Here is a 26,060-nt window from a genome sequence, read left to right as displayed (position 1 = left end):
TCAGATGCGGTAGCCGGCATGCGGCACCGTCTCGATCACCGGCGGCTCGCCCAGTTTGCGGCGGAGCCTGCTGACCGTGACCTTGACCGTGTTGGTGAAGGGGTCGGCCGCGTGGTCCCAGGCCCGTTCCAGAAGCTGTTCGGCGGAGACCACGCCGCCCTGGGCCGCCAACAGCAGTTCCAGCACGGCGAGTTCCTTGGGCGAGAGTTCGAGGCGGCGCCCGCCGCGCCGCGCGATGCGCCGGGCCGAGTCCAGCGAGAGATCGCCGTGGGTGAGGACGGGCGGTACGGCCGGCTGGGCGCGGCGCGCCAACGCCCGTACCCGCGCGATCAGTTCGGCGAAGGCGAACGGCTTCGGCAGATAGTCGTCGGCGCCGATGCCGAGTCCGTCGACGCGGTCCTCGATGGTGGCCGACGCGGTCAGCATCAGTACGCGGGACCGGACACCGCCCGCCACCAGGGCGCGGCACACGTCGTCGCCGTGGAGTACGGGCAGATCGCGGTCGAGCACGACGACGTCGTACTCGTACACCGCCGTCATGTCGAGAGCCTGCCGTCCGTCGTGGGCGAGATCGACGGCCATGCCGTCCTGTCGCAGGCCCGCGCCCACGGTCTCGGCCAGCTCCCGGTGGTCCTCCACGATCAGTACGCGCATGTCGCACAGCATGCGGGACAGGGGGTTACAGCGGCATAACAGCGTGCGTTCCCGCCGTGTAACCACCGGGTCGGTAGATGTTGGGGCATGACCCACTCGTACAGGCGCAGAAGTGCGCGCATCTTTCCGTATCTCCCGCTCCTGCTCGCGGGAGTACTCCTGTCGGGCTGCTCCGACGACGGCTCGTCGTCCGCCGACGGCTCGGCCGGTTCCGGCGCCGGGCCGGACGCGTCCCCCACCAGCATGGAGGAGAGGAGTCTCGCCTACTCGAAGTGCATGCGTGAGAACGGTGTGCCGAAGTTCCCGGATCCCGGGGAGGGCGGCGGCATCAAGGTCGGTCCGGACAGCGGTGTGGACCCCGGGTCCCCGGAGTTCAGGACGGCCCAGGAGGCGTGTGTCGATCTGTCCCCGCAGGGCATGGGCGGCCGAGGTGGCACGCTCGACTCCACCAAGGTCGCCGCGTGGGCCGAGTGCGTACGGAAGAACGGCATGCCCGACTTCCCCGACCCGAAGATCAACGGCGGCTCCATGGAACTCAGTCTCCCCGCCGACGTGAACCGCGACGATGCCGAACTCCAGCGGGCCATGGACAGTTGCCGTGACAAGTTCCCCGGGGGCGGCATCATGATGAAGCGGGGCGGCGGCTCGTGACCTCCTCCCCACAACCGGCCGACGGCACATGGGCAGGCCCCGCCGCCGAGCCCACCGAACCGTCTCCCGGCGACACCCGCGAGGACGGCCCCGCGGATGACGCCAGCGGTGATGGTCGTCGGCGCCGACCGCTGCGCGCCTCGCTCATCACCTTGGCCGCCCTGACGGTCGTCGCCGCCGGGGGCGTCGGCGCGACGGGTGTGCTCGGCGGCGACGGGGGCGAGTCCGCCGAGGCGGCCCCCTCCCGGCCCGCGAAATCGGCGGCGGTGGAGAAGACCACGCTCACTCGCGGCGAGACCGTGGACGGCGCGCTCGGGTACGGGGAGGCGACGACCGTACAGGCCCCGGCCGGCGGCGGCTCCGGGCAATCGGGCGGCACCGGCACGCAGAACGCTCAGGGCACGCGGGACGGGCAGGGTGCGCGGGACGGGCAGGGCACGCGGGGCAGCGACACGGGGGCCGGCTCCGGCACCGTGACCTGGCTGCCGGACGTGGGCGACGAGATCGAGCGCGGCGAGAGCGTCTACAGCGCCGACGAGCGGAAGTCGGTCCTGCTGTACGGGTCCACCCCGCTGTACCGCACGCTCGGCGTCGGCTCCGAGGGCAAGGACGTCACGATGCTGGAGCGCAATCTCGCGGCGCTCGGCCACACCGGCTTCACCGTCGACGCGGAGTACACCGAGTCCACCGCCGACGCCGTCCGGGCCTGGCAGAAGGACCTCGGCCGGGCGGAGACCGGCGAGGTGTCGCCCGGCGACGCGGTGGTGGCGTCCGGTGCGAGACGTGTCGCCGAGGTCAGGACCGCGCGCGGCGCCGCCCTCGGCGGTGACGTCCTCACCTGGACCGGCACCGGACGGGTGGTCACCGTCGATCTGGAGGTACGGCTGGAAGGTCTCGTCAAGAACGGTACGAAGGCCGCGGTGGCGCTCCCCGACGGGACCGTGGTCGACGCCGAGGTGACCGACATCGGCGCCGCCGCCACCGCCGCGCCCTCCGAAGGCGGCGAGGAGACGAGCGCCGAGGACGCCATCCTGCCGGTCGAACTGACCGTCAAGGACCAGAAGAAGCTGGGGCGTTACCAGGCGGCGCCGGTCGATGTCACGCTGACCGCCGAGAGCCGCGCGGACGTACTCGCCGTGCCGGTCGACGCGCTGATCGCCCGTCAGGGCGGCGGCTACGCCGTGCAGGTGGTCACCGAAGACGGCGCCGAGAACCGTCCGGTGGAGTTGGGCCTGTTCGCGGACGGTCTGGTCGAGGTGTCCGGCACGGGCATCACCGAGGGCCTGCGCGTGGGGGTACCCCAGTGACGCCGGGCCGGCCCGTCGTCGAGCTGACGGGTGTCTCGAAGACGTACGGACGGGTCACGGCGCTCGCCGACGCCGAACTGACCATCGGACGGAGTGAGTTGCTGGGCATCGTCGGCCCGTCCGGCTCCGGCAAGTCCACCCTGCTGAACATCATGGGCACGCTCGCCCGCCCGACGGCGGGCACGGTACGCATCGACGGGCACCCCGTGGCCGAGCTGACCGACCGCGAACTGTCCGCGCTGCGCGCCCAGTCCATCGGCTTCGTCTTCCAGTCCTTCCATCTCGCCCCGGGCGTACCGGCGTTGGACTCCGTCGCCGACGGGCTGCTCTACAGCGGCCGTTCACGCGGGGTGCGGCGCGCGCTGGCCGAACGCGCCCTGCGGCGGGTGGGTCTGGGGCAGCGGCTGTACAACGAGCCGCACCAGCTGTCCGGCGGTGAGAAGCAGCGGGTGGCGATCGCCCGCGCGGTGCTGGGGGATCCGCCGTTGCTGCTCGCCGACGAACCGACGGGCGCGCTGGACTCGAAGTCCGGGGCGGTGGTCATGGAGTTGCTGCACGAGCTGCACCGGGCCGGTACGACGGTCGTGGTCATCACCCACGACCGGGACATCGCCGCCTCGCTGCCGCGCGAGGTACGGCTCAAGGACGGCCGGGTCGAGCACGATTCGGCCGCCGGCCCGCACTCCGACGCGCACGCACCACGAGAGGTCGGCGTATGAGTACGAGTACGGCGTCCCCGCTCCGCCCGGCGCCCGCCCGCCCGCGGCCCGCCCGGCTCGCCGCAGCCGATGTCGTACGGGTCGGCGGTTCGGGCCTGCGCTCGCGCCCGACGCGGGTGTTCCTCTCCGCGCTCGGCATCGCCATCGGTATCGCGGCGATGATCGGCGTCGTGGGCATCTCCACCTCCAGCCAGGAGGAGTTGAACCGGCGGATGGCGACGCTCGGCACCAATCTCCTCACCGTCGTCCCCGGTCAGTCCTTCGGCGGCGACCAGGCGTCACTGCCCGACGAGGCGGTCGGGATGATCTCGGCCACCGACGGTGTGGAGTCGGTCTCGGCGATCGGCCGCACCGGGGCGAACATCTACCGGACGGACCACATCCCGGAGGAACAGACGGGCGGCATCGGCGTGTTCGCCGCCCGGATCGATCTGACGGAGACGGTACGGATCGACGTCGTCGACGGCCGCTGGCTCAACACGGCGAACGACCGCTATCCGGCGACGGTGCTCGGTGCCAAGGCGGCCCGGCAGCTGGGTGTCTTCGAGGCGGGCCCGGAATTGCAAGTGTGGCTCGGCGACCGGTGGTTCACCGTGGTGGGACTGCTGGCGCCGAACGAGCTGGCCCCGGAACTCGACGCCGCCGCCCTCGTCGGCTGGCCGTCGGCGCGGGACACGCTCGGCTTCGACGGTCATCCGACGACCGTCTACACACGGGCGGAGGAGGCGGCCGTCGAGGACGTGCAGAGCGTGCTCGGCGCGACGGCCAACCCGCGCAGTCCCAACGAGGTGGAGGTCTCCCGGCCGTCCGACGCGCTGGCGGCGAAGCAGGCGACGGACGACGCGCTGTCCGGTCTGCTGCTGGGCCTGGGCGCGGTGGCACTGCTGGTCGGGGGCGTCGGGGTCGCCAACACCATGGTGATCTCCGTGCTGGAGCGCCGGGCCGAGATCGGGCTGCGCCGGTCGCTGGGGGCGACGCGGGGGCAGATCCGTACGCAGTTCCTCTGTGAGTCCCTGCTGCTGTCCGCACTCGGTGGGATCGGCGGTGTCCTGCTGGGCATCGGCGTCACCACCGGCTACGCGGGGTATCAGGGCTGGCCCGCGGTGGTGCCGCTGTGGGCGATGGGCGGCGGGGTGGCGGCGACGCTGGTGATCGGGGGAATGGCGGGTTTCTACCCCGCCGTCCGGGCCGCTCGTCTGCCACCGACGGAGGCGCTGGCCGCGTCGTAGCCCACGCGGATCCGGCGCCGGCACGGGCAGGGCCGGATCGTGTCGCCGTCGTGCGGCTCGATCCGGCCCGGCCGACTCGGTCAGTCCAGCGGCTGGGGCCATTCGTTGGCGGGCAGCAGCTCACGCAGACCGGCAGAGACGGTCCGGCCCAGCACCACCTCGGCGTCGATGTTGGCGTGGTCGATCTGCCGGACGAACTCCCGGCACCGGCCGCACGGCGGCAGCACGTGCAGGGCGCCCTCCTCGTTCCGCCACACGGCGACGATCTTGACGATCCGGTACTCACGCGCCGTCACCATGGCCGCGATGGCCGCGTGTTCGGCACAGAAGCCCGTACCGCAGCCGGTGTCGATGCAGACGCCGGAGTAGAGCGTCCCCGAGTCGGTGACAAGTGTGGACGCCACGTCGCCGAAGAGGCGGTCGCCGACGGAGTGCGGGTGGAGCACCGCCTGTGCGATGTCGATCAGTTCGCTGTTCGAGGGAATCTTCACGCGACGGAACCTACGTCGTCCCGCCCGCGCCCGTCGCGTGAGATTCGGGTCGCCCGGTCGACCACGGCTCAGGCACGACTCAGGTACGGCTCAGGTACGCGTCCAGCGCGCCGAGCCATTCGCCGGTGCCGTGCTCGCGCCATTCCGGCTTCTCGTATCCGTCGAGGAAGCTGCCCTGCTCGGTGAGGGTCAGCCGGGTGCCGGCGCCGTCGGGCTCGAACTCCACGGTGGTGAGCGAGACGGTCCACAGCGCCTCGCCGCCGTGCATGGTGGAGCTGTAGACGATCCGGCCGTCCTGGACGATGTCGTGGTACGCGGACGCGAAGGTCATGACGGTGCCGTCCGGGGCCGTACCCCGGTTGACCTCCCGGCCGCCGACCAGGAAGTCCAGCTCGTGCGGGTTCTCCGGACCCGCGAACCAGCTGCCCTTCGCCTTCGGGTCGGACCAGGCGGCGAACACGCGGGCCGGCGGGGCGGCATAGGCGCGTTCGATGGTGAATGTCGCGTGGGTGACGGTGTGGTCGGTCATGAGGTGCTCCCTCGCTCTGCTGATCCTTGCCCTGTTGGCCGGTGCTCAGGCGGACGGTCGTCCCGCTCCGGACGGTCGTGCTCCGAAGGGCGGTGCCGCTCCGGACGGTTCTCATCCGAGGGGCGGTCCTGTTCCGCTTCCGCCAGGTGCCCGCCGAGCCGGTCCAGGCGGTGCTCCCATTCGGTGCGCTGCCGCCCGATCCAGCCCTCCGCCGCCCGCAGCCCCGCGGGCTCGATGTGACAGGTGCGGACCCGGCCGGCCTTCTCGGACCGGACCAGGCCGCACGCTTCGAGGACCTGGAGGTGCTGCATCACGGCGGGCAGCGACATCGCCAGGGGCTGCGCGAGCCTGCTGACCGAGAGCGGGCCACGGATCAGCCGTTCGACCATGTCCCGCCGGGTCGGGTCCGCCAGCGCCTGGAACACCGCGTCCAACGAGCCTTCATAGTTAGGCACGTACTTAACTATTGCAGCCGGGACGCCAACAGTCAAGTAACCGCTTAAGTATCAGGCGGTGCCGTCGGCGGCGGCGAGCAGAGCGGCGAGATCGATCTTCTTCATGCCGAGCATGGCCTTCATGGCCCGCTGCCCGCGTTCCTGGTCGGGATCGTTCAGCATCTCCTGCATCCCGCCGGGCACGACCTGCCAGGACAGGCCGTACCTGTCCTTCAGCCAGCCGCAGGGACCCTCCTCGCCGCCGTCGGAGAGCTTCTCCCAGTAGTAGTCGACCTCCTCCTGGTCGGCGCAGTCGATCATGAACGAGACGGCCTCGTCGAAGGTGAACTGCGGGCCGCCGTTGATGCCGATGAAGGTCTGGCCGTCCAGCTCGAACTCGACGGTCAGCACCGTGCCGGCCTGCCCGGGACCGGCCTCGCCGTAGTGGGTGATACCGGTGATCCGGGAGTTCGGAAAGATCCCGATGTAGTACTCGGCGGCAGGCTCGGCCTGTCCGTCGAACCAGAGGTTGGGGGTGATCTTCGGCATGGCTGTCTCCCGGTGTGGTGTCGCGGTTCGCTGCTGCTTCTGCCGCTTCTTCTCTTGCTCTTCTGACTGTCCCACCGGCGGAAACTCATCGCAGAAGTAGCAGCGGGGGCACCGGCCGCCCCCGGCGGCAGCCGTCTCAGCCCTTCATCGCCCCCTGGAGCAGCCCGGTCACGAAGCTGCGCTGGAACAGCAGATAAACGATCATGATCGGCAGCATCACGATGACCGTGCCGGCCGCGAGCGTCGGTACGTCGGTGTTGTTCTGGCCCACGAAGAAGCCGAGGCCCGCCGGGGCCGTACGCAGGGTCGCGTCCTGGATCAGCACCAGGACCAGCAGGAACTGGTTCCAGGACCACATGAAGACCAGTACCCCGAGGGTCATGAGCGAGGGCCGGGCCAGCGGCAGCAGCACGCGCAGCAGGATCGTGGCGGACGAGGCGCCGTCGATACGCGCGGCCTCCACCAGTGACGGCGGCGTGGCGCGGAAGTGGGTCCGCATCCAGAACACGCTGAACGGCATGAACAGCGCGATCTCCACGAGGATGACGCCGAGGTAGGTGTTGGTGAGCCCCACCGCCCGCAGGTCGAAGTAGAGCGGGACCACGATCAGCTCGACCGGGATGGTGAGGCCGGCGATGAAGAACGCCGCCACCGCGTTGCCGCCGGGCAGTCTCATCGTGCCGAGCGCGTATCCGGCCAGACTCGCGAGGACCAGCGACGCGGGTACGACTCCGACCGCGATGACCAGGCTGGAGCGGATCAGATCCGAGAAGCCGGCCACGGTCCAGGCACGCCGGTAGTTGGCGAGGCTCCACTCCTGCGGCCACGCCAGTCCGGTGACCGCCTCGCCCGCGGGCCGCAGCGAGGCGAGGAAGACGCTCAGGAAGGGGACGACGACGGCGACGGCCATGACGGTCAGCAGCGCGTAGCCGGACCAGCGCTCCGCGCGTGACGCCCTGTTCGCGGAGGCCGCGGCGCCCGTCCTCCCGGTCCTCTCCGTTCTCCCCCTCCTCCTCGCTCTCCTCGCCGTGGTCTCGCCGGTCACGTCCCCCGCGGCTGCCAGGTCTGTCAGCTCATTCGGCTCCCGCGTCGCGTCCGTGTCCCTCATGGCATTCATGTCTTTCATGTCTCGGACCTCGACAGCCGGTTGACCACGTACACGAGCCCGAGAATCAGACAGCTCAGCACCACACCCAGCGCCGAGGCCAGCCCCACCTCGCCGTCCGAGAACGCCAGCCGGTAGACCAACAGGCCGGGCACGGTGGTCTGTTCACCGGGGCCGCCGTTGGTCGTGACGTACACGATGTCGAAGCTGGCGAGCGCGGCCACCATCGTCACGGTCAGCGCGATGGCCAGCTCACCCCGCAGCTGTGGCAGCGTGACGGAGACGAACTCCCTTACCGGGCCCGCGCCGTCGAGCCGGGCCGCCTCGTAGAGGCCGGGGTCGACCTTGTGGACCCCACTGAGGAAGAGCATCGTGCACAGCCCGCTCAGCACCCAGGTGCCGACGAGCCCGACGGCGATCAGCGCGGTTTGGAAGTCGCCGAGCCAGGCGCGGGCGGTCCCGTCGAGCCCGACGGCGCGAAGCATCTCGTTGATCAGGCCGTCGTCCCCGTACAGCCAGCGCCAGGTCACGCCGACGGCGACGAGCGGGACGATCTGCGGGAGCATGAACAAGGCCCGGTAGAAGCCCATGCCGGGCCGCCGGTAGCGGGACAGCAGGGCCGTCGTCAGCAGGCCGGTGGCGATGGGGACGAAGGAGAAGAAGACCACCAGTGCGAGTGCGTTGACCAGGGACCGCAGCAGTACGGGGTTCCCGAAGACCTCACGGTAGTTGTCCAGCCCCACCCAGCTGCCGAGGGTGACGCCGTCCCAGTCGAACAACGACAGATACGCGGTGTGGATCGCGGGAAGCACGGCGAAGACGACGTAGACGGCGAGGGCGGGCAGTACGTAGAGGTACCCGCGCATCGCCCCGCGCCGTTGGCTACTTCTTCTCATGGTGTGCCTCCCAGACGTCCTGGATCTCGGCCAGGAACTCCGCGGGTCCGATACGGCCGGCGATGAGCCGCTGTATGCCGGAGCGGAGCCGGTCGAGCATGGACGGCGCGGTGAAGTCGGGGAACTGGTTGGTGCCGTCGTCGGCGACCACCCGCCGGTGCGCCGCCGCCACTTCACCCAGTACGCCCCGCTGGTCGGGCACGGCGTCCGTGTCAGGGTCCGCCGGGAGGAATCCGTTGGCCGCGACGATCGAGGCGGCTTCCGGCGACGCCAGGAAATCGAGGAACACCCCGGCCGCTTCCGGGTGTTCGGTACGTGAGGAGACGGAGTACGCGACGCTGAAGCCGGACGCCACGGACCGCGCGGACGCGCCCGGAGCGGGCATCGGGAAGAAGCCGACGTTCTCCCCCATGGCGCCCACGAGTTGGCCCGCCGCCCAGTTCCCGTTGATCAGGAAGACGCTCTCGTCGCGGGTGAAGCGCGCGGTGGAATCGACCTGCGCCGTGCCGTTGGCGGACGGGTCGAAGTATCCCTTCGCCGCCCACGCGGCCACCAACTCGGCTGCCCGCAGGGCTCCTTCGGTCTCGATGGTGGCTCCGTCCCGACCGTCGACCCAGGCCCGGTACTTCTCGGGCGGCATCAGCACGTTCACGAGCGCCGCCCACAGATGCAGACCGCCGGAGTCGAGCGCGCCGATGCTCAGGGGCGTGAGACCGGCCTGCTTCGCCGCCGCGAGCCGGTCCCCGAACTCCCCCAGCGTGCGCGGCGGACGGCTGATGCCCGCCCGCGCGGCCAGTTCCCTGTTGAAGTACAGCCCGGTCATGGACAGTCCGACCGGGACGCCGTACAGCGACTCGCCCCGGCCCGCGGTGAGTTGAGCCAGACTCGAAGCCGGGAACCGCTTCCGCCAGCCGTACGCGTCCCGGTAGGGCGCCAGGTCGAGAATGTCGCCGCGACGGGCGAGGGCGTCCATCCCGACGGCGTACTGCGCGATGTCGGGCGCGGTGTCCGAGGTCATCGAGAGCTTGAGGCTCTTCACATAGTCCGCGAACTGCGTGTACTCCGGCCGTACATCGATCCGCGGGTGCTTCTTCTCGAAGGCGGCGGCGAGCGCGTCGACCATCTCCGGCGCGTCCGCGAAGTTCAGCCGGAGCGTGATGTCCTCGTCGGGTACGGCCGTGGCCGAGGGTACGGCTCCGGGCCGGCCGTTGTTCGCGTCGTAACCGCTGCCCGGGATGAGGGCGCCGCAGGCGGCGAGCAGGACGGAAAGGCAGAGAACGCGAGTGGCGGCGACGGCGCCTCGGCGCGCCGCGCCTCGTTCGATGGCCGCCATGGGATGCCTCTCCGGTGGGGGCGGGGGCGAGGGGGACCGGGTGCGGGCGCGCCGACAAGCGTCCCGCACCCGGACGGTCCCGGACGAGCGGAGATTCGGTCAGCCGACCGCGAGGGAGATCTCCGTCGACTTGATCAGCGCCGTGACGCCGGTGCCGGGGGTGAGCCCCAGCTCCTCCACGGCCTCCCTGGTGATCACGGCGGTCAGCTCGGCGTCGTCCACGGCCACCTTGACGTTCGCCAGGCTCGGGCCGAGGACGATCTCCAGCAGGGTGCCCGCCAGCCGGTTGCGGATGCTCAGACCCTGGACCGGCCCGGTCGCCAGGGACACCTCGGTCGCCTTGGCCAGCACCCGCACCGCGGCGCCCTCCTCGATGCCCAGCTCCTGGACGGCCTCCAGGGTGATGGCGGCGGTGACGTCCTGCCCACCCGACAGATGGACCCGAACCGTGGCCATGACCTCCCCGGGGGTGACGGCGGTGACGGTGCCGGGGAGCTGGTTGCGAATGCTCAGCTGCATATGAGGTTCGGCCTCTCGCTGGTGGGGGCGTGGAGCGGACAGCAGTGAGGCCATTCAAAAGGATGAGCAAAGGCCAGCCACCCATTGACGCCGATATCTGGGAATTTGCTCTGATTTCGAACGAGTAAGGTCCGGCTAACTTAGGCTCGCCTCATTCAGGGGCAGCGACGAACACTGCCCTCAGCCCGCTGGAGCCCGTATGCGCCCCTCCCGTCTCTCCCTGGTCACCGCCCTCGCGGCGGTCGCCGCCCTCACCACCGTCACGGCGTGCGCCGAAAAGAGCGACGCCGGCGGCGACGGGGCGATAGAGGTCACGGCCACCGACACCTCCTGCGAGGTGTCGAAGAAGGAGTTCCCGGCCGGCCATCTCCAACTGGCGGTGGAGAACAAGGGCTCGAAGGTCACCGAGGTCTATGTCCTGTTCCCCGACGACCGGATCGTCACCGAGCGCGAGAACATCGGTGCCGGCACCAAGGCGAACATCACCGCGGAGATCAAGGCCGGCGACTACGAGATCGCCTGCAAGCCGGGCATGAAGGGCAAGGGCATCCGGCAGCAGGTCAAGGCCACCGGCGACGGCGGGAGCGCGAAGCGGGATCCCGAGCTGGACGCGGCGGTCGCGGCCTACCGCCAGTACACGCTGGAGCAGGCGGAGGAGACCCTGCCGAAGGCGAAGGTGTTCGCCGAGGCCGTGAAGTCCGGTGACATCGAGGCCTCGAAGCGGGCGTACGCGGACTCCCGCATCGGCTGGGAGCGCACCGAGCCGGTGGCCGAGTCCTTCGGTGACATCGACCCGAAGGTCGACCTGCGCGCGGACGGCCTCGAAGAGGGACAGGACCCCGAGACGGACTGGACCGGCTGGCACCGTCTGGAGAAGTCGCTGTGGGAGGACAAGAAGATCACCCCGCGCGACAAGGAACTCGCCGATCTGCTGATCACGGATCTGACCGCCTGGCAGAAGAAGGTCGGTACGGCGGAGATCACCCCGACGTCCATGGCGAACGGTGCCAAGGAACTGCTGGACGAGGTCGCCGCCGGCAAGGTCACCGGCGAGGAGGAGCGGTACAGCCACACCGACCTGGTCGACTTCAAGGCCAACGTCGAGGGCGCCGAGAAGTCGTACGCGCTGCTGAAGCCGGTGGCGTCGAAGAACGACGCGAAGCTGACCGGCGAACTGGACACCAGGTTCGCCGCGTTGAACACGCTGCTCGACACCTACCGTGCGGACACGACGAGTTATGTGTTCACCTCGTACGACAAGGTCGGCGAGGCGGACCGCAAGAAACTGTCCGACGCGGTGAACGCGCTGGCCGAGCCACTGTCGAAGCTCGCCGCCGCGGTCGTGAAGTAGGGCCGCGGCCATGACCGACGACACACATCCCGACGAGACGACGGGCGCGGCCCCCGGCAGCCGGGCGCCGTCCCGGCGTTCGGTGCTCGGCTGGGGCGGCGCGGGGCTGGCGCTCGGCGCGGCCGTGGCCGGCGGTACGGCCGTCGCGCTGCGCGGCCCGGACGGGACGGAGTCCGCCGGGTCGGCGGGCGCCGCCGTACCGTTCCACGGCGCGCACCAGGCCGGGATCGCCACCGCCGTCCCCGACCGGCTGCACTTCGCGGCCTTCGACGTGACCGCCGGGGACCGGGCCGAGCTGATCCAGCTCCTCAAGGACTGGACGGCGGCTGCCGCGTTGCTGACCGAGGGACGCGCGGTCGGTGAGGGGGCGTTCGGCGGGCTGCCGGAGGCACCGCCGGACGACACGGGCGAGGCGGTCGGCCTCAAGCCGTCCCGGCTGACGCTGACCATCGGCTTCGGGCCGTCGCTGTTCACGGGGGACGGCGACCGTTTCGCGCTGGCGGGCCGCAGGCCCGAAGCGCTCGTCGACCTGCCGAAGTTCCCCGGTGACAACCTCGACCCGGCGCGCAGCGGCGGCGATCTGTGCGTGCAGGCCTGCGCCGACGATCCGCAGGTCGCGGTGCACGCCATCCGCAACCTGGCCCGGATCGGCTTCGGCCGGATCGCGATCCGCTGGTCGCAGCTCGGCTTCGGCAAGACGTCGTCCACGACACCCGACGCGCAGACGCCGCGCAATCTCTTCGGTTTCAAGGACGGCACCCGCAATGTCGCGGGCACCGACACGGCGGCGCTCGACCGCCATGTGTGGGTCTCCGGCGACGCCGGACCCGACTGGATGGCGGGCGGTTCCTATCTGGTGGCCCGCCGGATCGCGATGCGGATCGAGAGTTGGGACCGTACGTCCCTGAAGGAGCAGGAGGACGTCTTCGGCCGGGACAAGGGCGAGGGCGCGGCGGTCGGCAAGGCCGAGGAGCACGACGAGCCGTTCCTCAAGTCGATGCTGCCGACGTCGCACGTACGGCTCGCGCACCCCGACTCCAACGGCGGGGCGCGGATGCTGCGGCGGGGCTATTCGTACACCGACGGTACGGACGGGCTCGGCCGCCTCGACGCGGGGCTGTTCTTCCTCGCCTACCAGCACGACGTGCGGGAGGCGTTCATCCCCGTGCAGCGGAGTCTGTCGCGGTCCGACGCACTCAACGAGTACATCCAGCATGTGGGTTCCGCGGTCTTCGCCGTACCGCCGGGCGTCCGGGACAAGGACGACTGGTGGGGACGGGAGCTGTTCTCATGACCCGCGCTTCCGTGACCCGCGCTCCCGCGACTCGCGCTCCCCTGACCGGCACAGTGACATCGGCGGAAGGACGGCCGGCATGTTCGGCAACTATCTGATCGGGCTGCGCGAGGGGCTTGAGGCCAGTCTGGTCGTCTGCATCCTCGTCGCGTATCTGGTCAAGACCGACCACCGCGAGGCGCTGCGGCCGGTGTGGCTCGGCATCGGTATCGCCTGCGCCGTCTCGCTGGGGTTCGGCGCCGCGCTCGAATTCGGCTCCCAGGAGCTGACGTTCGAGGCGCAGGAGCTGCTCGGCGGGTCGCTGTCGATCATCGCGGTGGGCCTGGTGACCTGGATGATCTTCTGGATGCGGCGTACGGCACGGCATCTCAAGGGCGAGCTGCACGGCAGGCTCGACGCGGCGCTGCGGATGGGTACGGGCGCCCTGGTCGCGACCGCGCTGCTGGCCGTGGGCCGGGAGGGGCTGGAGACGGCACTGTTCGTGTGGGCGTCGGTACGGGCCGGCGGGGAGGGCAGGTCCGGGCCGCTGATCGGGGTGCTGCTGGGCATCGCCACGGCGCTCGTGCTGGGCTGGCTGTTCTACCGGGGCGCGCTGCGGATCAACCTGACGAAGTTCTTCAGATGGACCGGCTCGATGCTGGTGGTCGTGGCGGCGGGCGTTCTCGCGTACGGCGTGCACGACCTCCAGGAGGCGCGCTTCCTCGGCGGGCTGGGGAACAAGGCGTTCGACATCACCGAGACGGTCCCGCCGGACAGCTGGTACGGCACCGTGCTGAAGGGCGTGTTCAACTTCCAGCCCGATCCGACCGTCGTCCAGGTGACCGTGTGGGCGCTGTATCTGATTCCGACGATGCTCTTCTTCCTCGCGCCCCAGCGCGAGCGGGCGACGGGGCGGGCGACCGGGCGGCCCGCGCCGGCGGCTTCCTCGAAGGCCGGCCCGGAGCCGGCCCCCGAGGACGCCGTGGTCCGGCCGCCGGGCAACGACGGAACAGTCAGCCCCCGCTGATCGAGAAGCCGATGACCACACCCGCCGTGACGCTGACCTTGCCGGGGGTCAGGTCGCCTTCGCCGCCGTCCCCTCCACCGCTGCTGTGGCTGCGGTAGCTGTTCCGCATCTGCTCGGCGTCCACGTCCTTGATGTGGATGACCTGGCCGAGCCGGACACCGGCGGCCTCCGCGTACAGATCCGCCTTCTCGCGCGCGGCGGCCACGGCGGCCGTGCGTGCCCGCGCGCGCAGTTCCTTCTTCGCCCGTACGTCGAACTCGACACCGTCGACCTGGTTCGCCCCGGCTTCCACGACGTCGACGAGCACGGCCTCCAGCAGGTCGAGTTCGCGCAGTTCGATGACGAACGAGGCGGTGCACTCGTAGCCGCGGAACTTGCGCTCGTTGCCGTAGGTCCACAGGGACTTCAGATCGAGACGGGACGTCGACACGGCGTTGTCGGGGATGCTGTGGCCGCGCAGCACCTCACGGATCTGGTTGACCCCGCCGCGGGTCACCTCGAAGGACTCGCCCGGCTGCTGCCGGGTCTGCGCTATCGCCACCCGCAGCCGGGCAAGGTCCGGCGCGGCGTCCACACTCGCCGCGCCGAACACCGATATGCCCCAAGGGGCGTCTATGGACTGAGTACCGTTCATGCCACTCATCCAACCAGGCCGGGAGTCAGCCCGACGCCCGTCGACCGGCCCCGGTGGACCGGCTCAGGACTCGATCCAGCCGTGCGAGCGCGCCAGTTCGATCACCGACGTCCGCACCCGCTTGATCTGATCGCCCGTCAGCGACGGGTCGGCCTGGAGCAGCGCCTCCGTCAGCTCGTTCCGCAGCTCGACCGGGGACAGCACGTCGGAGTAGTCGCCGTGCGGATCCGCCGGGCCCGAGCCCGACGTGCTCCTGGCCGGCTGCGGCGCGTTCACCAGCCTGATCTGTGACGCCTTGGGGCCCTTGTCCCCCATCTCCAGGTAGTACTCGACCTCACTGCCCGCCTTGTACTGGTACTTCTCGTCCAGCAGATCATTGGCGTGCATGAACACGTCCTCGTCCCCTTCGCTCGGGACGATGAAGCCGTAACCGCGAACCTCGTCGAACCTCAGCACTCGACCTACCTGCAACACAGCCCCTACCTCCACGCCTCACCACTACCTCGGCCACCACTGCGGGGATCCACAGCGGACCCCCCGAGCAACCTCTCACATCCGCCCGCCTGCGAGAATCCGTTCTCAACAGAAAAACTGGAGTCGGGGGCGCGATGGGCACCGTGGTGCGGGTTCCGCAGACCCGGGACATGATCGGGGAAGAGCTTTCCGGCGACGAGGCGTGGGCGGCGCTGCGCACGTACGGCGGGCGCAAGCTGCTGACGGACGCGTTCCTGCGGTTCCGTTACGCGGACGGGTTCAGCATCGCGCGTGCGCTGGCCTTCCAGTTCGTGCTGGCGCTGGTGCCGTTCAGCATCGCGCTGGTCGGTGTGGCGACGTCCCTGCATACGGAGAGTGTCGGCCGGGTCGTCGAGTTGACGCTGACCCGAATAGCGCCCGGCCCCAGCGCGGACCTGATCCGGACCTCGCTCGGGCGCGTCGAGGGCGGGGCGGGGTCCGGTGGCGGCTTCGCGGGCGAGGTGGCCGTCTGGCTCGGTCTGGGGTTCGCGACGCTCAATCTCGCGTCGGCGATGGCGCAGATCGAGCGTGGGGCGAACCGTATCTACGGGGTGGAGCGGGACCGTCCGTTCCTGGCGAAGTACACGCGTGCCCTGGTGCTCGCGGTCGCCGCCGGACTGCCGCTGGTCGGCGGGTTCCTCATCCTGGTGGGCGGCCGGGCGGTCGGTGGCGCGCTCGCGGAGACGTTCCACTGGGGCGGCGCGGCGCAGACCGCCTGGGAGTGGCTGCGGATTCCGGTGGGCGTCCTGCTGACATGGCTGGCGTCGGCCGTGCTGTTCCGCCGGGCCCCGCGCCGCGACCAGCCCGGTTACACCTGGCTGGCGTTCGGCTCGGCCGTACATCTGCTGTTGTGGGTCGGCGCGACGTGGCTGCTGACGATCTATGTCGGGTTCAGCGGTTCGTTCGGCTCGGTGTACGGGCCGCTGACCGCGTTCGTCGCGCTGCTGCTCTGGTCCCAGCTGGCCGGCATCTCGCTGTTCCTCGGGCTGTCGCTGGCCGCGCAGCTGGAGTCCGCGCGGGCCGGGCAGCACGACCCGGTCCATCCCGACCCGGGCCACGGCGGCGATCCCGACCATGTCTGAACGGGCCGGCGCCTCGTCTCAGTGCGACTCGCGTGACACCTCGTGGCCGCTCGACCCGACGAGGAAGTCGAGGTCGACGCCGGTGTCGGCCTGCATGACATGGTCGACATAGAGACGTTCCCAGCCGCGCGCCGGCGCGGCGAAGGCGCCGGTCATCTCCTGGGCGGGGCGCCGTAGTTCCAGCTCCGCCGCCGGTACGTCGACGTCCAGGCGCCGTCCCGCGACATCCAGCTCGATCCAGTCCCCCGTGCGGACGAGCCCCAGCGGGCCGCCTGCCGCCGCCTCGGGCGCGACATGCAGCACGACGGTGCCGTACGCCGTCCCGCTCATCCGCCCGTCGCAGATCCGCACCATGTCGCGCACGCCCTGCTCCAGCAGCTTGGTGGGCAGCGGCAGGTTCGCCACCTCGGGCATGCCGGGATAGCCCTTGGGGCCGCAGCCGCGGAGTACGAGCACCGATGTCGCGTCCACGTCGAGGTCCGGGTCGTCGATGCGGGCGTGCATGTCCTCGACGCTGTCGAAGACGACCGCCCGGCCCCGGTGGTTCAGCAGCTCGGGCGACGCGGCGGCGGGCTTGATGACGGCCCCGGACGGGGCCAGGTTCCCGCGCAGCACGGCGATGCCCGCGTCGGCTTGCAGCGGCTCCGCGCGCCGGTGGATGACGGAGTCGTCCCAGATCCGCGCCCCGTCCAGATGGTCGACCAGCGGCTGGCCGGTGACCGTGAGCGCCGCCGGGTCGAGCAGGTCGCGCACCTCGTGCAGGACGGCGAGCAGACCGCCGGCCCGGTGGAAGTCCTCCATCAGGTGCCGTCCGGCGGGCTGGAGGTCGACGAGCAGCGGGACGCCGGAGCCGGTGCGGTCGAAGTCGTCGAGCGTGAGGTCGATGCCGAGCCGTCCGGCGATGGCGAGCAGATGGACGACGGCGTTGGTGGAGCCGCCGACGGCGGCCAGGGCGACGACGGCGTTGAGGAAGGACCCCTTGGTGAGGGTGGTGCTGGGGCGGCGGCCCTCGGCGACCATCTCCACGACGAGCCGCCCGGTGCCGTGGGCGCTCTCCAGCAGCCGGCTGTCGGGGGCGGGGATGCCCGCGACGCCGGGGACGGTGGTGCCCAGCGCCTCGGCGACGCACGCCATGGTCGACGCGGTGCCCATGGTGTTGCAGTGGCCCCGGCTGCGGATCATCGAGGACTCGGAGGTCAGGAACTCCTCCTCGGAGAGTGTTCCGGCCCGTACCTCCTCGCTGAGTTTCCACACGTCCGTGCCGCATCCCAGCGGCGTGCCCCGGAAGGTGCCGGTGAGCATCGGACCGCCGGGCACCACCACGGCGGGCAGGTCGACGGAGGCCGCCGCCATCAGCAGGGACGGGATCGTCTTGTCGCAGCCGCCGAGGAGTACGACGCCGTCGACGGGGTTGGCGCGCAGCATCTCCTCGGTGGCCATCGCCGCCATGTTGCGCCACAGCATGGCGGTGGGCCGCACCAGCGTCTCGCCGAGGGAGACGACCGGGAGGTTCATCGGGACGCCGCCGGCCTCCCAGATGCCCTGTTTGACGCTCTCGGCGACCTCGCCGAGGTGGGCGTTGCAGGGTGTCAGGTCGGACGCGGTGTTGGCGATGGCGATGTGCGGGCGGCCGTCGAAGGCGTGGGCGGGCAGTCCCCGGCGCATCCACGCCCGGTGGATGTAGGCGTTCCGGTCGGTTCCCGCGTACCACTGTGAGCTGCGCTGCTCCGGCATGGCTGGCACCCTAACTTCCCCGAGCCGTACCGGGGAAGAGCGCGCCCGCGCTGCCACCCGCCGTGCGGCCGGCCCTTGTCAGGAGGTAGTTCCGTGCGCGCTTTCGTGATCACCGGGCCGGGCCGGTGCGAGGTACAGGACGTCGAACCGCCGGTCGCCGGGCCCGGTGAGGTCGTCGTCGACGTCGACCGGGTGGGTGTCTGCGGCACCGACGTCGAGTTCTACACCGGCGAGATGAGCTATCTGCGCGACGGCCACGCCACGTATCCGATCCGGATCGGTCACGAGTGGTGCGGCGCCGTGTCGGCGGTGGGTGAGGGTGTCGAACCCGGCTGGCTCGGGCGGCGCACCACCGGGGACACCATGCTCGGCTGCGGGCACTGTCGGCGGTGCGCCGGCGGGCTGCACCATGTGTGCGAGGACCGTTACGAGTTGGGCATCCGGCACGGCAGGCCGGGGGCGCTCGCCGAGCGGGTCGCCGTCCCGGTCTCCTCGCTGCACGCGCTGCCTGACAGCGTCGACGCGACGGCCGGCGCCCTGGTCGAGCCGGGCGGCAACGCGCTGCGCGCCGTCGAGGCCGCCGCGCTGTCCCCCGGTGACCGGCTGCTGGTGCTCGGCCCCGGCACCATCGGTCTGCTCGCGGCGCGGTTCGCCCTGGCGCGGGGCGTGGAGGTGCATGTACAGGGGCTGGACGAGGCGTCGTTGGAGTTCGCCCGCTCGGTGGGCGCGCACGGTGCGTGGACCGCCGACGGGCTCCCCGGACTGCCCTTCGACGCGGTCATCGACGCCTCGAACGCGGCGCATCTTCCGGCGCGGGCACTGGAGTTGGTCGAGCCGGGCAAGCGGGTCGTCTACATCGGGCTGGCGAGTGTGCCGAGCCGGATCGACACGCGGGAGCTGGCGCTGAAGGACGTGACGGCCGTGGGTGTCCTGAGCGCGTCGCCCGCCCTGGCCCGCACCATCGGGCACTACGCGTCGGGCGCGGTCGACCCGCGTCCGCTGGTGGCGGGCACGGTGGCGCTGGAGTCGCTGGCGGAGGTGCTGGCGGGGGTACGGCCCGAGGGAGCCGGTCCGGGACCGAAGATCCAGGTCGATCCCCGGCTCTGAACGACCCGCGTACGGGCTCCCGTTCGCCGCACACCCATGTGACGCGCCGTCAACGAGTCTGGGGAGCCTGGGAGTTCGAGCCGGGCGGCGGCGGACCTGTTCCCCGGCCGCCGCCGTCCCGCTCGTAGCTCGTGCCCGTACCTCTAGCGCTGGTACTCGTTCGCGCCGGTGCTCGTTGGCGCCGGTACCGGTGCGCGTCGGTGCCGGTTCTCAGACGTTGACGCCGAAGTCGGCCGCGATACCGGCCAGTCCGGAGGCGTAACCCTGGCCCACCGCGCGGAACTTCCACTCCGCCCCGTGCCGGTACAGCTCGCCGAAGACCATCGCCGTCTCGGTGGAGGCGTCCTCGGTGAGGTCGTAGCGCGCCAGTTCGGCGCCGCCGGCCTGGTTCACCACGCGGATGAAGGCGTTGCGCACCTGGCCGAAGCTCTGGCCGCGGGACTGGGCCTCGTGGATCGAGACCGGGAAGACGATCTTGTCGACATCGGCCGGGACACCCGCGAGATTGACCTTCAGCGACTCGTCGTCGCCGTCGCCCTCACCGGTGAGGTTGTCACCGGTGTGCTCGACCGAACCGTCGGGGCTCTTCAGGTTGTTGTAGAAGATGAAGTGCTGGTCGGAGAGCACCCGGCCGGCGCTGTTCACCAGCAGCGCGCTCGCGTCGAGGTCGAAGTCCGCACCGGTCGTGCTGCGCGCGTCCCAGCCGAGGCCGACGAGCACGGCGGTCAGACCGGGAGCCTCCTTGCTCAGCGATACGTTGCCACCCTTGCCCAGGGAAACGCCCACGATCTCCTCCTGCTGTTCGTGACTGAAAAGTGGATCAAAATCTATAACACCGCGCCGTCGTCGGTCCCGGTATCTACCAGGCTCGTACGGTTCGGTGGCCGCCTTTGGGACTGGAGTGGCTGAAGCGGGGCAGGCGGGAATGTGAACAGCAAGGCGGCTCTCTCCTAGGGGCTGCCACGGGGAACGGATCGCACTCATGGACCAACGGGTGGAAGAGACCGAGGACCGCTACCCCGCCCCGGGCCGGGTGGTCGGACGGGGCGCGGTGTTCGAGGGAGAGTCGGGCATGATCGGCGAGGCTCGCCGCTTCACGGCCGACTTCCTGGCGGGTGCACGGAACGATCAGGGCAAGACGGTCCCGTCACAGGTGATCGGTACGGCGCAGCTGGTCGTCAGCGAACTGGTCACCAACGTCTGCAAGTACGCACCGGGTCCCTGCCTCCTGGATCTGGTATTCGACGGCGACACGGTGGAGATCACCGTGTGGGACACCAACTCCACACTGCCGGTGCCGTGCGCGACCGAGCCCGGCCGGATCGGGCAGCACGGGCTGGAGATCGTCATGGCGCTGTGCGAGGGATACGACGTACGCCGCCAACCGGTGGGCAAGCGCGTCAAGGTCCGCCTCGCGTCGGGGGACGACCGCCGGGTCTGAAGGCACGCCGCCGGGTCTGAGGGCACACCGCCGGATCCGACGGCACACCGGCGGATCTGAAGGCACACCGCGGGATCGCGGCCGATCGGGTGGTCCCCGGCACGGCGCGTTTACCCGCTGTGAGCGAGGGATACCCGACGGTGATGCCGCACACCTCCGAAGTGATGCTCCACGTCAACGGCACCCCGCACCGGCTGACGCTCGACAACCGCACCACGGTCCTCGACGCGCTGCGCGAGCACCTGCGTATCACCGGCCCCAAGAAGGGCTGCGACCACGGCCAGTGCGGCGCCTGCACCGTACTGGTGGACGGTCGGCGCGCCAACAGCTGTCTGATGCCCGCCGTCGCGCAGAGCGGTGCCCGTATCACCACGATCGAGGGCCTGTCGCGCGACGGGACGGACGGTCCGCACCCGCTGCAACAGGCGTTCATCGACCGGGACGGCTTCCAGTGCGGCTACTGCACACCCGGCCAGATCTGCTCGGCGCTCGGTGTCATCGCCGAAGCGGCCGGCGGACATCCGTCCCATGTCACCGGCGCGGACGGCCCGCCCCCCGGCGAGCCGGTGCCGCTCACCGCCGACGAGATCCGCGAACGCATGAGCGGCAACATCTGCCGCTGCGCGGCGTATCCGCACATCCTCGCGGCGATCCAGGACGTCACGGCCGCGAGAACCGGGACGAACGGCGCGCGGGCGGTGGCCCGGTGAAACCCTTCAGCTACGAGCGCGCCACCGATCCGGCCCAGGCTGTCGCCCTCCTCGCCCGCGAGCCGGGCGCGCGCTTCCTCGGCGGCGGCACCAATCTCGTCGACCTGATGAAGCTCGGCGTCGAGACCCCCGGTCATCTGGTCGACATCGCCCGGCTGCCGCTCGACCGTATCGAGGAGACCGCCGACGGCGGGCTGCTCATCGGGGCCACCGTCCGCAACAGCGATCTCGCCGCCGACCCGGCCGTCCGCACCCGCTTCCCGGTGCTGTCGCAGGCGCTTCTCGCGGGGGCCTCGGGACAACTGCGCAACATGGCCACCACCGGCGGCAATCTGCTCCAGCGCACCCGCTGTCCGTACTTCCAGGACATCACCAAGCCCTGCAACAAGCGGCGGCCCGGCTCCGGTTGCCCCGCGCGGGAGGGCGTCCACCGCGATCTCGCGGTACTGGGGCACTCCGAGTCCTGCGTGGCGACGCACCCCTCCGACATGGCGGTCGCGCTCGCCGCGCTCGCCGCCGATGTCCTGCTGCTGGGCCCCGACGGTGAACGCACCGTAGCGGTCACGGACTTCCACCGGCTGCCCGGCGACCGCCCCGAGCGGGACACGGTGCTACGGCCCGGTGAACTCGTCACCGGTGTACGGCTGTCCGCGTCCGCCGCCGGGCTGCGGTCCGCCTACCGCAAGGCCAGGGACCGCGCCTCGTACGCCTTCGCGCTGGCTTCGGCCGCCGTGGTGCTCGATGTGCGCGACGGTGTCGTACGGGACGTACGCCTCGCCTTCGGCGGGCTGGCCCACAAGCCGTGGCGGGCCACCACCGCCGAGGCCGCGCTGCGCGGCGGGCCGGCCACCGCCGACGCCTTCGGCGACGCCGTGGAGACGGAGCTGGCCGCCGCACGGCCGCTGCGGGACAACGGCTTCAAGGTCCCGATGGCCCGCAACCTCGCCGTCCGGCTGCTCACCGAACTCGCCGGCCCCGGCGCGACCGCCGTCGACCACACCGACCCCCGCCGAGGAGACCGATGACGACCAGCCGGGAGCGGGTCCTGGGATCCGACACCGTCCGTATCGAGGGCCCGGCCAAGGTCACCGGGACTGCGGCCTACGCGGCCGAGCACACGCCGCCCGGCTGCCTCTACGCGTGGGTGGTGCCCGCGACGGTGGCGCGCGGCCGGATCGTGTCCTTCGAGACGGACGCGGCGCTCGCCGAGCCCGGTGCCGTCGCCGTACTGACCCATGAGAACGCGCCGCGGATCGAGGCGCCCGACGACCCGATCCTCGGCGCGCTGCGCGACGACCGCGTGCCGCACCGCGGCTGGATCGTCGCCGTCGCGGTGGCCGAGACCCTGGAGACGGCGCGCGCCACCGCCGACGCCGTGCGCGTCAGCTACGCGGCCGAGGACCACGACGTGGTTCTCACCGCCGACCATCCCGGCCTCTACACGCCCGAGAAGGCGAACGGCGGCCACCCCGCGACCCGCGAGCGCGGCGACTTCGACGCCGCGTACGCCGCCGCGCCCGTCACCGTCGACGTCACGTACTCCATGGACCCGATGCACAACCACCCCATGGAGCCGCACGCCGCCGTCGCCCACTGGCACGACGGGCACCTGACGGTGCACGACTCCAGCCAGGGGTCGACGGCCGTACGCGAGACCCTGGCCGCGCTCTTCGCCATGGACCCGGAGCGCATCACCGTCCACAGCGAACACGTCGGCGGCGGCTTCGGCTCCAAGGGCACCCCGCGCCCGCAGCCGGTGCTGGCCGCGCTGGCGGCCCGGCATGTCGGGCGCCCCGTGAAGCTGGCGCTGCACCGCTCGCAGCTCCCGGCGCTCGTCGGGCACCGGCCGTCGACCATCCAGCGGGTACGGCTGGGCGCGGGCGCCGACGGGGTGATCGACTCGCTGGCGCACGAGGTGATCACGTACACCTCCACGATCAAGGAGTTCGTGGAGCAGGCCGCCACACCCGCCCGCACCATGTACACCTCGCCGCACAGCCGCACCACCCACCGCGTCACCGCGCTCGACGTGCCCTCGCCGTCGTGGATGCGCGCGCCCGGCGAGGCGTCGGGCATGTACGCGCTGGAATCGGCGATGGACGAACTGGCCCTGGCCGTCGGGGTGGACCCGGTGGAGCTGCGGGTGCGCAACGAGCCCTCGCACGAGCCGGATTCGGGCCGGCCCTACAGCAGCCGCCATCTCGTGGAGTGCCTGCGCGAGGGCGCCCGCCGCTTCGGCTGGCGCGACCGCGACCCGCGCCCGGGGGTACGCGGGCAGGGCCGGTTCCTGCTGGGCAGCGGCGTCGCCTCCGCGTCGTACCCGGTGCTGATCTCCCCGTCCACGGCCGAGGCCCGCGCCGACGCGGACGGCGGTTTCCTGGTACGGGTCAACGCCACGGACATCGGTACGGGAGCCCGCACCGTGCTCGCCCAGATCGCGGCCGACGCGCTCCACGCGCCGCTGGACCGGGTCCGTGTCGAGATCGGCGACAGTGATCTGCCCCGGGCCCCGCTGGCCGGCGGTTCGTCGGGCACCGGCTCATGGGGCTGGTCGGTCGACAAGGCGTGCCGGGCCCTGCGTTCACGCATCGACGCGGCGGGCGGGGCGGTGCCCGCCGAGGGGCTGTCCGCGATGGCCGACACGACGGACGACGTCCAGGCCGGTACGGAGTTCGCCCGGCACGCCTACGGCGCGCACTTCGTCGAGGTCCAGGTGGACACGGACACCGGGGAGATCCGGGTGCGCCGGATGCTGGGGGTCTTCGCCGCCGGCCGCGTCCTCAACCCCCGTACGGCGCGCTCCCAGTTCATCGGCGCGATGACGATGGGGCTCGGGATGGCGCTGATGGAGGGCGCGACGATCGATCCGGTCGCCGGTGACTTCACGGAGCGCGATCTCGCCTCGTACCACGTGCCCGCTCACGCGGACGTGCGCTCCGTGGAGGCGTACTGGATCGAGGAGGACGACCGGCACCTCAACCCGATGGGCAGCAAGGGCATCGGCGAGATCGGCATCGTCGGCGCGGCGGCGGCGATCGGCAACGCGGTGCACCACGCGACGGGAGTCCGGCTGCGGGAGGTCCCGATGCGCCCGGACAGACTGCTGCCGCGGCTGGGCTGAGGCACCCGCGATGGTCGGTGTATCGGGCAGCTTTCGTTGTTCTCGGGAGACCTGACCTCCGTTCACTCGGCGTTCGGTTTGCTCTCCGAGACTCTGCGGTTGGCACCCCCCGCGCCGGAAGTTGAACGAAAGGCTTCAACCGTGAAGGACAAGAACACCGAAGACCCCGAGCGCTCGGCCCTCTCCCGGCGCCGGCTCGTCAAGTTCGCCGGCGTCGGCGCGACCCTCGCCGCCGCCGCCCCGATCGTCGGTACCGGCGTCGCGTTCGGCAACGACGACGAGGACGACCGCAGGAAGTCCGGCGGCTCCGGTGACAACCGCAGACGCGCCTGGCGCGCCGGCGACCACCACGTGCACTCGGAGTACAGCGGTTCGTTCGACACGACGAAGAACCCGCCCGTGTTCCAGAAGGGCGGCGACGCCGTCTACCCGATCGTGACCAACGCGATCATGGCGAAGAACTTCGGTCTCAGCTGGGCGATGTGCACGGACCACGGCGGTCCGACGCACTCCAAGGTCAACCTGGAGCAGGCCTACCCCGACCTGCTGCGTTCGCGTGTGCTCGTCCCCGAGGTGCTCCAGTTCTGGGGCATGGAGTTCGACGCCCCGGCGCTCGACCACCACACCCTGATGATTCCTCACCACTCCGACGAGGCGCAGCAGCTGTACGAGCTGGAGAAGCGCTTCGCCAAGCTCGACCCGTTCCCCGCCGACCCGGGCCGCGACACCGAGGCCAAGATGGTGGAGTTCCTCAAGGCGGCCAAGGGCATGCCCCGCAAGCCGCTGGTGATCGCCCACCACGCCTCGCGCTCGGCGCCCGGCCTCGGCGTCTACGGTCAGGACACCCCGCGCGAGTTCCGCAACGGCAACGACGCGGCGCCCGACATCTACGTCGGCTTCGAGGGTGCTCCCGGCCACCAGGCGGGCCCGCTCAACGGCGGCGACCGCGGCGGCTACGGCAACTACCCGACGCACGGCGGCTTCGACCAGATGACCGCGCGGGTCGGCGGCCTGTGGGACGCGCTGCTCGGTGAGGGCCGGCGCTGGTGGATCACCGCGACGTCCGACTCGCACGTGCACTGGACGCGCGGCGGCTCCGACTTCTGGCCGGGCGAGTACAGCAAGACGCATGTGCTGGCGCGCCAGGACTACGGCGACATCATGGACGGTCTGCGCAACGGCCGGATCTGGGTCGGCACCGGTGACCTCATCCGGACCCTCGACGTCACGGCGAGCAACCGCGGCAACGAGGCCGGCGTCGGCGAGACCGTCACGGTCACCAACCGGGGCCGTACGGATGTCGAGATCGAGATCCGCTTCCGCCCGCTGAACGGCAAGAACGCCAACGGCGACCGTCCCGAGGTGCGCCGGGTCGACCTGATCACCGGCCGGATCACCGGCAAGAGCGACAACCGCGACTCCGACACCAACCCGACGACCAAGGTCGTGGCGCGGTTCGGCAAGCGCGACTGGCGCAAGCAGGGCGACGAGTACGTCATCAAGCACACCCTGCGCGACGTGGACGGCGACATGTACGCCCGCGTGCGCGGCACCAGCACGGACGAGGCCGAGCCGCTCGCGGACGGCCTGGAGAGCCCGTGGGACGACCTGTGGTTCTACTCGAACCCGGTGTTCGTCAAGGTCCGCTGAT

General features: G+C 71.1%; 27 protein-coding genes. 14 read left to right on the top strand and 13 right to left on the bottom strand.

Annotation, left to right across the window (positions count from 1 at the left end; genetic code table 11):
• Complete coding sequence (locus tag ACFYNU_RS15010) at window positions 1-654, bottom strand: response regulator transcription factor (RefSeq protein ID WP_356585656.1); 654 nt, start codon at window positions 652-654, stop codon at window positions 1-3.
• An 87-nt stretch (window positions 655-741) separates the two neighbouring features.
• On the opposite strand from ACFYNU_RS15010, the gene ACFYNU_RS15005 reads away from it, so the two are divergent.
• Genes ACFYNU_RS15005 through ACFYNU_RS14990 form a run of 4 tightly spaced genes read left to right on the top strand, consistent with a single transcriptional unit; the run spans window position 742 to window position 4,560 of the window.
• The gene (locus ACFYNU_RS15005; protein WP_356585654.1) at window positions 742-1,305 is read left to right on the top strand and encodes a hypothetical protein; all 564 of its coding nucleotides are present in this window, start codon (window positions 742-744) and stop codon (window positions 1,303-1,305) included.
• The gene (locus ACFYNU_RS15000) at window positions 1,302-2,612 is read left to right on the top strand and encodes a peptidoglycan-binding protein (RefSeq protein WP_356585651.1); all 1,311 of its coding nucleotides are present in this window, start codon (window positions 1,302-1,304) and stop codon (window positions 2,610-2,612) included. Before ACFYNU_RS15005 ends, ACFYNU_RS15000 begins: the two co-directional genes overlap by 4 nt.
• Complete coding sequence (locus tag ACFYNU_RS14995; protein WP_356585649.1) at window positions 2,609-3,331, top strand: ABC transporter ATP-binding protein; 723 nt, start codon at window positions 2,609-2,611, stop codon at window positions 3,329-3,331. Before ACFYNU_RS15000 ends, ACFYNU_RS14995 begins: the two co-directional genes overlap by 4 nt.
• A complete protein-coding gene (locus tag ACFYNU_RS14990) occupies window positions 3,328-4,560 on the top strand; it encodes an ABC transporter permease (protein WP_356585647.1) in 1,233 nt (410 codons plus the stop codon). Before ACFYNU_RS14995 ends, ACFYNU_RS14990 begins: the two co-directional genes overlap by 4 nt.
• Window positions 4,561-4,640: 80 nt before the next feature.
• Here ACFYNU_RS14990 and ACFYNU_RS14985 read toward each other — a convergent pair whose 3' ends face one another.
• The 8 genes from ACFYNU_RS14985 to ACFYNU_RS14950 all read right to left on the bottom strand — a co-directional run bounded on the left by ACFYNU_RS14985 (window position 4,641) and on the right by ACFYNU_RS14950 (window position 10,416).
• A complete protein-coding gene (locus tag ACFYNU_RS14985; protein WP_356585645.1) occupies window positions 4,641-5,051 on the bottom strand; it encodes a cytidine deaminase in 411 nt (136 codons plus the stop codon).
• Between the two features lie 79 nt (window positions 5,052-5,130).
• A complete protein-coding gene (locus ACFYNU_RS14980; RefSeq protein ID WP_356585643.1) occupies window positions 5,131-5,580 on the bottom strand; it encodes an SRPBCC family protein in 450 nt (149 codons plus the stop codon).
• The gene (locus ACFYNU_RS14975; RefSeq protein ID WP_356585641.1) at window positions 5,577-6,035 is read right to left on the bottom strand and encodes a metalloregulator ArsR/SmtB family transcription factor; all 459 of its coding nucleotides are present in this window, start codon (window positions 6,033-6,035) and stop codon (window positions 5,577-5,579) included. Before ACFYNU_RS14975 ends, ACFYNU_RS14980 begins: the two co-directional genes overlap by 4 nt.
• A 51-nt stretch (window positions 6,036-6,086) precedes the next feature.
• Entirely contained in the window at window positions 6,087-6,563 is a 477-nt protein-coding gene (locus tag ACFYNU_RS14970) for a VOC family protein (RefSeq protein ID WP_356585639.1), read from the bottom strand.
• Window positions 6,564-6,699: 136 nt separating this feature from the next.
• Window positions 6,700-7,689 carry a carbohydrate ABC transporter permease gene (locus ACFYNU_RS14965; RefSeq protein WP_356585637.1) on the bottom strand — a complete coding sequence of 330 codons (990 nt, stop codon included), beginning with the start codon at window positions 7,687-7,689 and terminating at the stop codon, window positions 6,700-6,702.
• A complete protein-coding gene (locus tag ACFYNU_RS14960; protein ID WP_356585635.1) occupies window positions 7,686-8,564 on the bottom strand; it encodes a sugar ABC transporter permease in 879 nt (292 codons plus the stop codon). Before ACFYNU_RS14960 ends, ACFYNU_RS14965 begins: the two co-directional genes overlap by 4 nt.
• Entirely contained in the window at window positions 8,551-9,897 is a 1,347-nt protein-coding gene (locus ACFYNU_RS14955; RefSeq protein ID WP_356585633.1) for an extracellular solute-binding protein, read from the bottom strand. Before ACFYNU_RS14955 ends, ACFYNU_RS14960 begins: the two co-directional genes overlap by 14 nt.
• 99 nt (window positions 9,898-9,996) lie before the next feature.
• The gene (locus ACFYNU_RS14950; RefSeq protein ID WP_356585631.1) at window positions 9,997-10,416 is read right to left on the bottom strand and encodes a TOBE domain-containing protein; all 420 of its coding nucleotides are present in this window, start codon (window positions 10,414-10,416) and stop codon (window positions 9,997-9,999) included.
• A 199-nt stretch (window positions 10,417-10,615) separates the two neighbouring features.
• On the opposite strand from ACFYNU_RS14950, the gene efeO reads away from it, so the two are divergent.
• The 3 genes from efeO to efeU all read left to right on the top strand — a co-directional run bounded on the left by efeO (window position 10,616) and on the right by efeU (window position 14,067).
• A complete protein-coding gene (gene efeO, locus ACFYNU_RS14945) occupies window positions 10,616-11,767 on the top strand; it encodes an iron uptake system protein EfeO (RefSeq protein WP_356585629.1) in 1,152 nt (383 codons plus the stop codon).
• Window positions 11,768-11,777: 10 nt separating this feature from the next.
• Window positions 11,778-13,061 carry an iron uptake transporter deferrochelatase/peroxidase subunit gene (gene efeB / locus ACFYNU_RS14940; RefSeq protein ID WP_356585627.1) on the top strand — a complete coding sequence of 428 codons (1,284 nt, stop codon included), beginning with the start codon at window positions 11,778-11,780 and terminating at the stop codon, window positions 13,059-13,061.
• A 79-nt stretch (window positions 13,062-13,140) separates the two neighbouring features.
• Window positions 13,141-14,067 (top strand): iron uptake transporter permease EfeU, encoded by a 927-nt coding sequence (gene efeU / locus ACFYNU_RS14935; RefSeq protein WP_356585625.1) that lies wholly within the window; start codon window positions 13,141-13,143, stop codon window positions 14,065-14,067.
• Here the strand turns inward: efeU and ACFYNU_RS14930 are convergent.
• Both ACFYNU_RS14930 and ACFYNU_RS14925 read right to left on the bottom strand, forming a co-directional pair.
• The gene (locus ACFYNU_RS14930) at window positions 14,054-14,701 is read right to left on the bottom strand and encodes an SIMPL domain-containing protein (protein WP_356585623.1); all 648 of its coding nucleotides are present in this window, start codon (window positions 14,699-14,701) and stop codon (window positions 14,054-14,056) included. The genes efeU and ACFYNU_RS14930 overlap by 14 nt on opposite strands.
• A gap of 63 nt (window positions 14,702-14,764) precedes the next feature.
• Window positions 14,765-15,175, bottom strand: a complete 411-nt coding sequence (locus tag ACFYNU_RS14925) for a cold shock domain-containing protein (protein ID WP_356585621.1) — start codon at window positions 15,173-15,175, stop codon at window positions 14,765-14,767.
• A 134-nt stretch (window positions 15,176-15,309) separates the two neighbouring features.
• Between ACFYNU_RS14925 and ACFYNU_RS14920 the strand changes: the two genes are divergently transcribed.
• Window positions 15,310-16,296, top strand: coding sequence for a YihY/virulence factor BrkB family protein (locus ACFYNU_RS14920; RefSeq protein ID WP_356585619.1), 987 nt, complete (start codon window positions 15,310-15,312; stop codon window positions 16,294-16,296).
• A gap of 18 nt (window positions 16,297-16,314) precedes the next feature.
• On the opposite strand, the gene ACFYNU_RS14915 is transcribed toward ACFYNU_RS14920, so the two are convergent.
• Window positions 16,315-18,030 carry an IlvD/Edd family dehydratase gene (locus ACFYNU_RS14915; RefSeq protein ID WP_356585617.1) on the bottom strand — a complete coding sequence of 572 codons (1,716 nt, stop codon included), beginning with the start codon at window positions 18,028-18,030 and terminating at the stop codon, window positions 16,315-16,317.
• Between the two features lie 93 nt (window positions 18,031-18,123).
• Here ACFYNU_RS14915 and ACFYNU_RS14910 point away from each other — a divergent pair, with 93 nt between their 5' ends.
• On the top strand, window positions 18,124-19,137 hold the full coding sequence (locus tag ACFYNU_RS14910) for an alcohol dehydrogenase catalytic domain-containing protein (RefSeq protein ID WP_356585615.1): 1,014 nt from the start codon (window positions 18,124-18,126) through the stop codon (window positions 19,135-19,137).
• A gap of 210 nt (window positions 19,138-19,347) precedes the next feature.
• On the opposite strand, the gene ACFYNU_RS14905 is transcribed toward ACFYNU_RS14910, so the two are convergent.
• Window positions 19,348-19,923 carry a TerD family protein gene (locus ACFYNU_RS14905; protein WP_356585613.1) on the bottom strand — a complete coding sequence of 192 codons (576 nt, stop codon included), beginning with the start codon at window positions 19,921-19,923 and terminating at the stop codon, window positions 19,348-19,350.
• A gap of 196 nt (window positions 19,924-20,119) precedes the next feature.
• Here ACFYNU_RS14905 and ACFYNU_RS14900 point away from each other — a divergent pair, with 196 nt between their 5' ends.
• The 5 genes from ACFYNU_RS14900 to ACFYNU_RS14880 all read left to right on the top strand — a co-directional run bounded on the left by ACFYNU_RS14900 (window position 20,120) and on the right by ACFYNU_RS14880 (window position 26,059).
• Window positions 20,120-20,578: an ATP-binding protein gene (locus tag ACFYNU_RS14900; RefSeq protein ID WP_356585611.1), complete on the top strand. Its 459-nt coding sequence runs from the start codon at window positions 20,120-20,122 to the stop codon at window positions 20,576-20,578.
• A 143-nt stretch (window positions 20,579-20,721) separates the two neighbouring features.
• A complete protein-coding gene (locus ACFYNU_RS14895) occupies window positions 20,722-21,288 on the top strand; it encodes a 2Fe-2S iron-sulfur cluster-binding protein (protein ID WP_356585609.1) in 567 nt (188 codons plus the stop codon).
• Window positions 21,285-22,313, top strand: coding sequence for a xanthine dehydrogenase family protein subunit M (locus ACFYNU_RS14890; protein ID WP_356585607.1), 1,029 nt, complete (start codon window positions 21,285-21,287; stop codon window positions 22,311-22,313). The genes ACFYNU_RS14895 and ACFYNU_RS14890 overlap by 4 nt, the downstream gene beginning before the upstream one ends.
• Entirely contained in the window at window positions 22,310-24,409 is a 2,100-nt protein-coding gene (locus ACFYNU_RS14885) for a xanthine dehydrogenase family protein molybdopterin-binding subunit (RefSeq protein ID WP_356585605.1), read from the top strand. Before ACFYNU_RS14890 ends, ACFYNU_RS14885 begins: the two co-directional genes overlap by 4 nt.
• A 141-nt stretch (window positions 24,410-24,550) precedes the next feature.
• Window positions 24,551-26,059, top strand: a complete 1,509-nt coding sequence (locus ACFYNU_RS14880; protein WP_356585603.1) for a phosphoesterase — start codon at window positions 24,551-24,553, stop codon at window positions 26,057-26,059.
• The last annotated feature ends 1 nt before the right edge of the window (window position 26,060 follow it).

It is taken from the genome of Streptomyces sp. NPDC006643, from assembly GCF_042870175.1.
Taxonomy (GTDB): Bacteria; Actinomycetota; Actinomycetes; order Streptomycetales; family Streptomycetaceae; genus Streptomyces.
The sequence above is the reverse complement of the archived record's forward strand: the minus strand, read 5'-3'. Positions and strand labels throughout refer to the sequence as shown.